Origin of the sequence: Yoonia sp. (assembly GCF_036007805.1) — a bacterium.
In the GTDB taxonomy this organism is placed as follows: Bacteria; Pseudomonadota; Alphaproteobacteria; order Rhodobacterales; family Rhodobacteraceae; genus Yoonia.
On record NZ_DASYOK010000059.1, the window covers coordinates 1 to 7,078 of the forward strand.

5 protein-coding genes are annotated in these 7,078 nt (G+C 60.0%); all 5 read left to right on the forward strand.

The genetic code is table 11. The annotated features are described in order from the left end of the window. On the forward strand, positions 1-562 hold a 562-nt coding region (locus VGP75_RS03685), incomplete at its 5' end, for a pyridoxal phosphate-dependent aminotransferase (protein ID WP_327542369.1). Next, positions 559-1,713 (forward strand): N-acetylmuramoyl-L-alanine amidase, encoded by a 1,155-nt coding sequence (locus tag VGP75_RS03690; RefSeq protein WP_327542370.1) that lies wholly within the window; start codon positions 559-561, stop codon positions 1,711-1,713. The genes VGP75_RS03685 and VGP75_RS03690, both read left to right, overlap by 4 nt. Before the next feature lie 135 nt (positions 1,714-1,848). Further along, positions 1,849-4,365 carry a penicillin-binding protein 1A gene (locus VGP75_RS03695; protein WP_327542371.1) on the forward strand — a complete coding sequence of 839 codons (2,517 nt, stop codon included), beginning with the start codon at positions 1,849-1,851 and terminating at the stop codon, positions 4,363-4,365. A 75-nt stretch (positions 4,366-4,440) separates the two neighbouring features. Then, the gene (gene prfB, locus VGP75_RS03700; RefSeq protein ID WP_327542372.1) at positions 4,441-5,565 is read left to right on the forward strand and encodes a peptide chain release factor 2; all 1,125 of its coding nucleotides are present in this window, start codon (positions 4,441-4,443) and stop codon (positions 5,563-5,565) included. Positions 5,566-5,608: 43 nt separating this feature from the next. Beyond that, entirely contained in the window at positions 5,609-6,985 is a 1,377-nt protein-coding gene (locus tag VGP75_RS03705) for an amidase (RefSeq protein WP_327542373.1), read from the forward strand. Positions 6,986-7,078 lie beyond the last annotated feature (93 nt).

The following is a 7,078-nucleotide window of genomic DNA, read 5'->3' on the forward strand; positions in this document are numbered from 1 at the left end:
TTCGGACGAGATCTATCACGGGATTGATTATGATGTGGCCCCTGTCTCGGCGTTGCAGGTCACCGATGACGTCTATGTCGTGAATTCCTTTTCCAAGTATTTCTCAATGACCGGTTGGCGCGTGGGCTGGATGATCGTCCCAGAGGATCACATCCGGCAGGTCGAGCGTTTGGTGCAGAACATGTTTATCTGCGCGCCCCATGCCGCCCAGCGGCTGGCGTTGCATGCGATGGATTGCACCGGTGAGCTTGAGGCGAACAAGGCTGTGTACCGTGCCAATCGGGCGCTGATGATTGAGGGGTTGCAGGCCGCTGGCCTGACCCGTTTTGCGCCGCCTGACGGGGCGTTTTATGTCTATGTGGATGTGTCGGAATACACCGATGATGCCTTGGCTTTTGCGGCCGAGATTCTTGAACAGGCGGGTGTTGCCGTCACGCCGGGACTAGATTTTGATGCGGCACGCGGCCACCACTGGTTGCGGTTTTCCTATGCGCGCTCCACGGCGGATATCACCGAAGGGCTGGACCGACTGGCGCAGTTCATGCAGGGGCGGCGCGCATGATCCGCTGGCTGCTGTCTTTCCTCTTTATCGCCAATCTGGCCACTGCTCAGGTGACGGTTGACCCTGAGCGCACCAGTGTCAGCGACGGCTGGTGGACGCTTAAGGTTGCCATGGGGCTGGACCGGATCACGCCTTATCGCGTGTTCACGCTGGATGATCCGCGCCGTTTGGTGCTGGATGTGGAAGGGGCCTCGTTTTCAGGGCTTGATGGCGCTGCGTTGTTGTCGGGCGATCGGGCAACAGATGTGCGCTTTGGCCCGCTGCGCCCCGGGTGGTCGAGGATGGTGGTTGATCTGGCCGAACCGCTTGTGATTGCCGAGGCGGGCATGGTGCGGACCGATGCGGGCGCTGATCTGACAATCGTGCTGGAGCGTGCGAGCGCCGATGAATTTGCCGCCGCCGCAGGCGCGCCACCCGATCCGGGCTGGGATGTTGTCACAGGGTTTGATCCCGATGCCGCCGCTGCCCTTGCCGCAAGCGAGGATTTCATCGTGGTGATTGACCCCGGACATGGCGGCATTGATCCCGGTGCCTTTCAAGGCGGCATCAAAGAGGCCGATCTGATGCTGATCCTTGCAGCCGAGCTTGCGGTCATGTTGAACGCGCAAGAGGGCGTGCAGGCGGTGCTGACCCGCGAGGATGACGTCTTTGTCCCGCTCTCGGCACGGATGACATTTGCGCGGCAGGTGGGCGCAGACCTCTTTTTGTCGCTGCATGCGGATGCCTTGGGCGAAGTGGACGTGCGGGGCGCGTCGGTCTATACGCTGTCGTCCGATGGTGGCGATGCTGCGGCCCAGCGGATTGTTGAGCGCCACGAGCGCGGTGATCTTTTGGCGGGAGTTGATCTGAAAGATGCCGAGGACCGTGTGGCGACCGCGCTGATGGATTTGGCGCGCGCGCGCACCGGACCAGAGGGTGTGCGGATTGCCGACGCTCTTGCGGCGGCGATGCAGGCGCAGGGCGTTCCGATGAATACCCGTCCGCGCCGTGAAGGGCAGTTTGTGGTTTTGACAGCGGCGGACTTTCCCAGTGTCTTGATCGAGGCAGGGTTTTTGTCGAACGCGCAGGACCGCGCGTTTCTGGCAACCCCCGAAGGCCGCGCCCGGATTACCCGCGCGATCCGCGACACTGTGGTGCTTTTGGCGCGGTAAAAACCAGCGACCTGCTGCTCAAAAAGTGACCGAATTGCAGGCATCTTCTGGCCGAACGTGGCATTTGGCCTTTTGACCCTAGGGGGTAGAGCGCGTATAACGGCGCTTGAAACTATCAGGACTGGGTTCCCTTTCGTGTTGCGCTTTATTCTTTCTTTCTTCGGCGGCTTGTTCACATTGCTGACGCTTGGGGCCTTTATGGGGGCGCTGACGATTGGTGCTGTGCTCTATATGTATGGCCGTGATTTGCCCAGCTACGAGACCCTGTCGCAGTACACGCCCAAGACAATCAGCCGGATTTACTCAGGTGAAGGGCAGATTATCGACGAATTTGCGGTCGAGCGCCGCCTCTTTACACCGGCCGAAGAAATCCCCGATATCGTCAAGCAGGCGTTTATTTCTGCCGAGGACAAGAATTTCTACGAACATGGCGGTTTCGACGCGATGGGCATGGTATCGGCTTTTGTCGATGCGGTGGAATCGCGTGGTGAAAACCTGCGCGGGGCGTCTACGATCACCCAGCAGGTGATGAAGAACTTCCTTTTGGATGGGTCACGTTCGGTTGAGCGCAAGATCAAAGAGATCATTCTGGCGGTGCGCATTGAGGATGCGATGCCCAAAGAGCGTATTCTGGAACTCTACCTGAACGAGATTTTTCTGGGCCAGAACAGTTTCGGCGTGACCGCTGCCGCACTGACCTATTTTAACAAACCCTTGACCGAACTGACCCCCGGCGAGGCGGCTTATCTGGCGTCTTTGCCGAAGGCACCCAGTAACCGTCACCCTGTGCGCGACCGTGAGGCCGCTGTCTTTTGGCGCAACAACACCCTGCGCGAGATGTTCGAGAACGGCTATATCGACGAAGGGACCTATGAGACCGAGCGCGCAGCCCCACTTTTGTCGGTGCAGGGCGGCGACTATGAGGATTTCCGCGATACATTGCCCGAGCGGGATTACTTCACCGACGAGATCCGCCGCCAGCTGAGCCAGAACTTCGGGGAAGAGGAATTCTTCTCCGGCGGTTTGTCGATCCGCGCGACCATTGATCCCGAATTGCAGGTCACGGCGGCCCATTCCCTACAGCGCGCGCTGGAGGAGTATGACCGCCAGCAGGGCAATTGGCGCGGCACTGAACTGACGATCCCGCAAGAGGCTTTGGCCAGCGAAGAGGACTGGCGCGCAGCCCTTGCCGGTCTGAGCGTGCCGCGCAGCATTGATCTGGACGGTCAGTGGTATCCGGCAGTTATCCGCGAGGTGGCGGAAAACACGCTGACCATCGGCATTGAAGGTGTGGAAGAGACCGAAGCCGAACCCTTTGTGGTGCCCCGCGTCGATATCCGTTGGCTGGTGGGTGATTTCTTTGACAATTTCACGCCCGGTGACGTGGTCCACGTGCGCCGCTTGCTGGACGGGAACGGCAACTTTGAACACTGGTCCTTGCGGCAGGTGCCCGAAGTACAGGGCGGGTTTATGGCGATGGACGTCAACACCGGCCGTGTGATCGCGATGCAGGGCGGCTTTAGCTATGAAAGCTCGGTCTTTAACCGCGCAACACAGGCGCAGCGCCAGCCCGGATCATCGTTCAAGCCGTTTGTCTATGCGGCGGCTTTGGACAGCGGCTATTCGCCGGCCACGATCATTGTGGACGCACCGATCACGATCAACACACCGCAGGGCACATGGCGTCCGCGCAATGCGTCCAACCAGTTCTACGGCCCGACGCCGATGCGGACGGGGATCGAGCGGTCGCGGAACCTGATGACGATCCGTCTGGCCCAGGAAATCGGGATTGATACGGTCGGCCGCTATGCAGAACGCTTTGGCGTCTATGAAGATATGAACCGTGTGCTTGCGGCCTCTCTGGGGTCCGATGAGACCACACTGTTCAAGATGGTTGCCGCCTATGCGATGTTCGCCAATGGTGGTGAGCGGGTTGCGCCGACGCTTGTTGACCGCGTGCAGGACCGCTATGGCCATACGGTTTACCGTCACGACCAGCGCAGCTGTCTTGATTGCGATCAGGCCAATCTGCCTGCCGGTGACGGGCCGCGGATCATGTCGAACCGCGACCGTGTGATGAATGAAATCACCGCTTATCAGCTGACCTCGATGATGCAGGGTGTTGTGCAGCGCGGCACCGCGAGTGGCACTGTGAACCTGCCAGTGCCGATTGCAGGCAAGACCGGGACCACGAACGATGCCAAAGATGTCTGGTTCGTGGGCTTTTCGTCCAATATCGTGGCAGGGTGTTATATCGGCTATGATACGCCGCGCAGCTTGGGCCGTGGTGCCTCGGGTGGCGGGTTCTGTGGGCCGGTGTTCAACCGGTTTATGCAAGAGGCGATCGAGAAATACGGATCAGGCTCGTTCCGCGTGCCTGCCAATTGTCAGTTTATCAACATCGACCGTTTCAGCGGTGCACGCCTGCCTGATGGTGCCGCTGGCGATAATGTGGTCCGCGAATGTTTCCGCCCCGGTGAAGAGCCTTTGTTCGGCATCATGTTTGATGGTGGTTTTGCCATGGCGGCTGATCTGCCGCTCTTTGATGAAGCGCAGGCCGCACAGCGTCAGGTGACCACATCGACGGGTGAAACCGCGACTGTGGGCGATAAGGCGACCTTCGGGACGCTGTCATCGGGTGGTCTTTACTGACCATGTGCTTGTCGCGCCCCAAAGGGCGCGCTAAGACCGCTTCACCAGAAATCATTGACGAACAACAGGTGTCCCATGCGCGCGGAAATGCAAAATACCATTGCGGCGATCCAAAAGTCGCTTGCCTTGCTGGCGCAGCGGATGGACCGCGAAACAGCGCCCCACCGCCTGGAAGAATTCAACGCGCGCGTTGAGGACCCGACCCTGTGGGATGATCCCGAGGGCGCACAAAAGCTGATGCGCGAACGTCAGTTGTTGCTGGATGCCATGACCGGCTATGACAGCATCCAGACCGAATTGTCCGACAACATCGAATTGATCGAGATGGGCGAAATGGAAGACGACGCCGAGATCGTCGCAGAGGCCGAGGCAGCGTTGACCGCGCTGGCCGCAAAGGCCGCCAAGAAAGAACTGGAGGCCCTGCTGGATGGCGAGGCCGACGGTAATGACACCTTCCTCGAGATCAACGCAGGTGCCGGTGGCACCGAAAGCTGCGACTGGGCCAATATGCTGGCGCGGATGTATGTGCGGTGGGCGGAAAAGAAGGGCTATAAGGTTGAACTGCAGTCCGAACAGCCCGGTGACGAAGCGGGGATCAAATCTGCCGCCTATAAGATCAGCGGTCATAACGCCTATGGATGGTTGAAATCCGAAAGCGGTGTGCACCGTCTGGTGCGGATTTCTCCCTTTGACAGCGCCGCCAAGCGCCACACGTCATTCACGTCGGTCAAGGTCTATCCGGTGGTTGATGACAACATCGAGATTGAGGTGAACCCCTCGGATATCCGCATTGATACCTACCGGTCCTCTGGTGCAGGTGGTCAGCACGTCAACACGACCGATTCTGCGGTGCGGATTACCCACGCGCCCACAGGGATTGTTGTGACCAGTTCCGAGAAGTCGCAGCACCAGAACCGTGACATCGCAATGAAAGCGTTGAAATCGCGCCTCTATCAGATCGAATTGGATAAACGCTCGGCTTTGGTCAACGAGGCGCATGAGAACGCGGGCGATGCGGGCTGGGGTAACCAGATCCGGTCTTATGTTCTGCAGCCCTACCAGATGGTGAAGGACCTGCGCACGAACTATGAAACTTCCGACACCAAAGGTGTGCTGGACGGTGATCTGGACGGGTTCATGGCGGCCACTTTGGCGATGGCTGTTTCCGGCAAAAGCCGCGCCGAGGCGAACGCCGAATAAGCTTGGTGCTTGCCAAAGCCGCGCCTGCGCGCTTGGATAGCGCATGGGAGATTTTCTTGAATGGACCGCGCATGACCTGATCGCCGCCTTGCGGGGTGGCCGGCTCAGTGCGGCCGAGGTGATGCAGGCGACGCTGGCGCGGATCGCAGCGGAGAACCCGCACTACAACGCGATTGTGTCGTTGCGCGATCCGGATGTGCTGATGCAAGAGGCCCGTGCGGCGGATCAGGCCGACAGCAAAGGGCCGTTGCATGGTGTGCCCTTGGCGGTCAAGGATCTGGCGGATGTGGGCGGGATGCCGACATCGCAGGGCTCGCCGCTTTTTGCAGGCCAGATTGCCCCCGAAAGCGAGATCATGGTGCAGCGGATGCAGGACGCGGGCGCTATTGTCATCGGCAAGACCAATACGCCTGAATTCGGGTTGGGCAGCCATACCTATAACCCTGTTTTTGGCGCGACCCAGAACGCGCTTTTGCCGGGCTGTTCGGCGGGGGGATCATCGGGCGGTGCGGCTGTTGCATTGGCGCGGCATATGGTCTGTCTGGCGGACGGGTCCGATGCGATGGGCAGTCTGCGCAATCCTGCGGGATGGAACGGTGTTTACGGGATGCGCCCCACGTGGGGGCGGTTGCCGGGGGCACCTGCTGGTGATCTGTTCATGCATCAGCTTTCGACCAATGGGCCGATGGCGCGCAACCCGCGTGATCTGGCGTTGTTGCTTGGGGTCCAGTCGGGGCCTGATCCGCGTGTGGCCTTTGGCTTGCCGAAGGCGGATTACGCGCATGACCTTGATGTGGATGTCGCTGGTCGCCGTATTGCGTGGCTGGCCGATTGGGGCGGGGCCTATCCGATGGAAGAGGGCGTGTTGGCTGCCGCGCAGGCCGGTGTCGCACGGTTTGAGGAGATGGGCTGTATCGTTGAGGCAATCGCGCCCCCCTTTGATGCAGCGGCCCTCTGGGAGGCGTGGACGGTGCTGCGCGCATGGTATCAGGCTGCGAAATTCGGTGCCATCTATGATGATCCTGCACGGCGCGACGGGCTCAAACCCGAAGCGATCTGGGAGGTTGAGAAAGGTCGTGCATTGACTGGTGCCGCGATACAAAATGCCAGCACACTGCGCTCCGACTGGTACCGCGTGGCGCATGAATTGTTTGATCGTTATGATGCCTTCGTTCTGCCAACCGCACAGTGTTGGCCGTTTCCGATGGACTGGGACTGGCCCAAAGCAATTGGTGGCGTGCAGATGGATACCTATCACCGCTGGATGGAGGTGGTCATCCCGGTCAGCCTGATCGGGCTGCCTTGCGTGGCGGTGCCCATGGCGGGGGCACGGCCCATGGGCTTGCAGATTGCAGGGTGTCGCGGTGACGATCTTGGGGTGCTACAATTGGGGGAAGCATGGCACAGAGTGACATCATAGAAGCAGAGCCGGCCATCGTTCTGCGACAGCTGACACTGGCAGATATTGCAGAGGTCTTGCGCGCGGGTGTGCGCGATTTCCGCCGTGCGCCGC

Excerpts from the sequence above, each read along its gene's own strand:
- VGP75_RS03690 (WP_327542370.1), top strand. The coding sequence starts at position 559 with ATGATCCGCTGGCTGCTGTCTTTCCTCTTTATCGCCAATCTGGCCACT.
- prfB (WP_327542372.1), top strand. The coding sequence starts at position 4,441 with ATGCGCGCGGAAATGCAAAATACCATTGCGGCGATCCAAAAGTCGCTT.
- VGP75_RS03705 (WP_327542373.1), top strand. The coding sequence starts at position 5,609 with ATGGGAGATTTTCTTGAATGGACCGCGCATGACCTGATCGCCGCCTTG.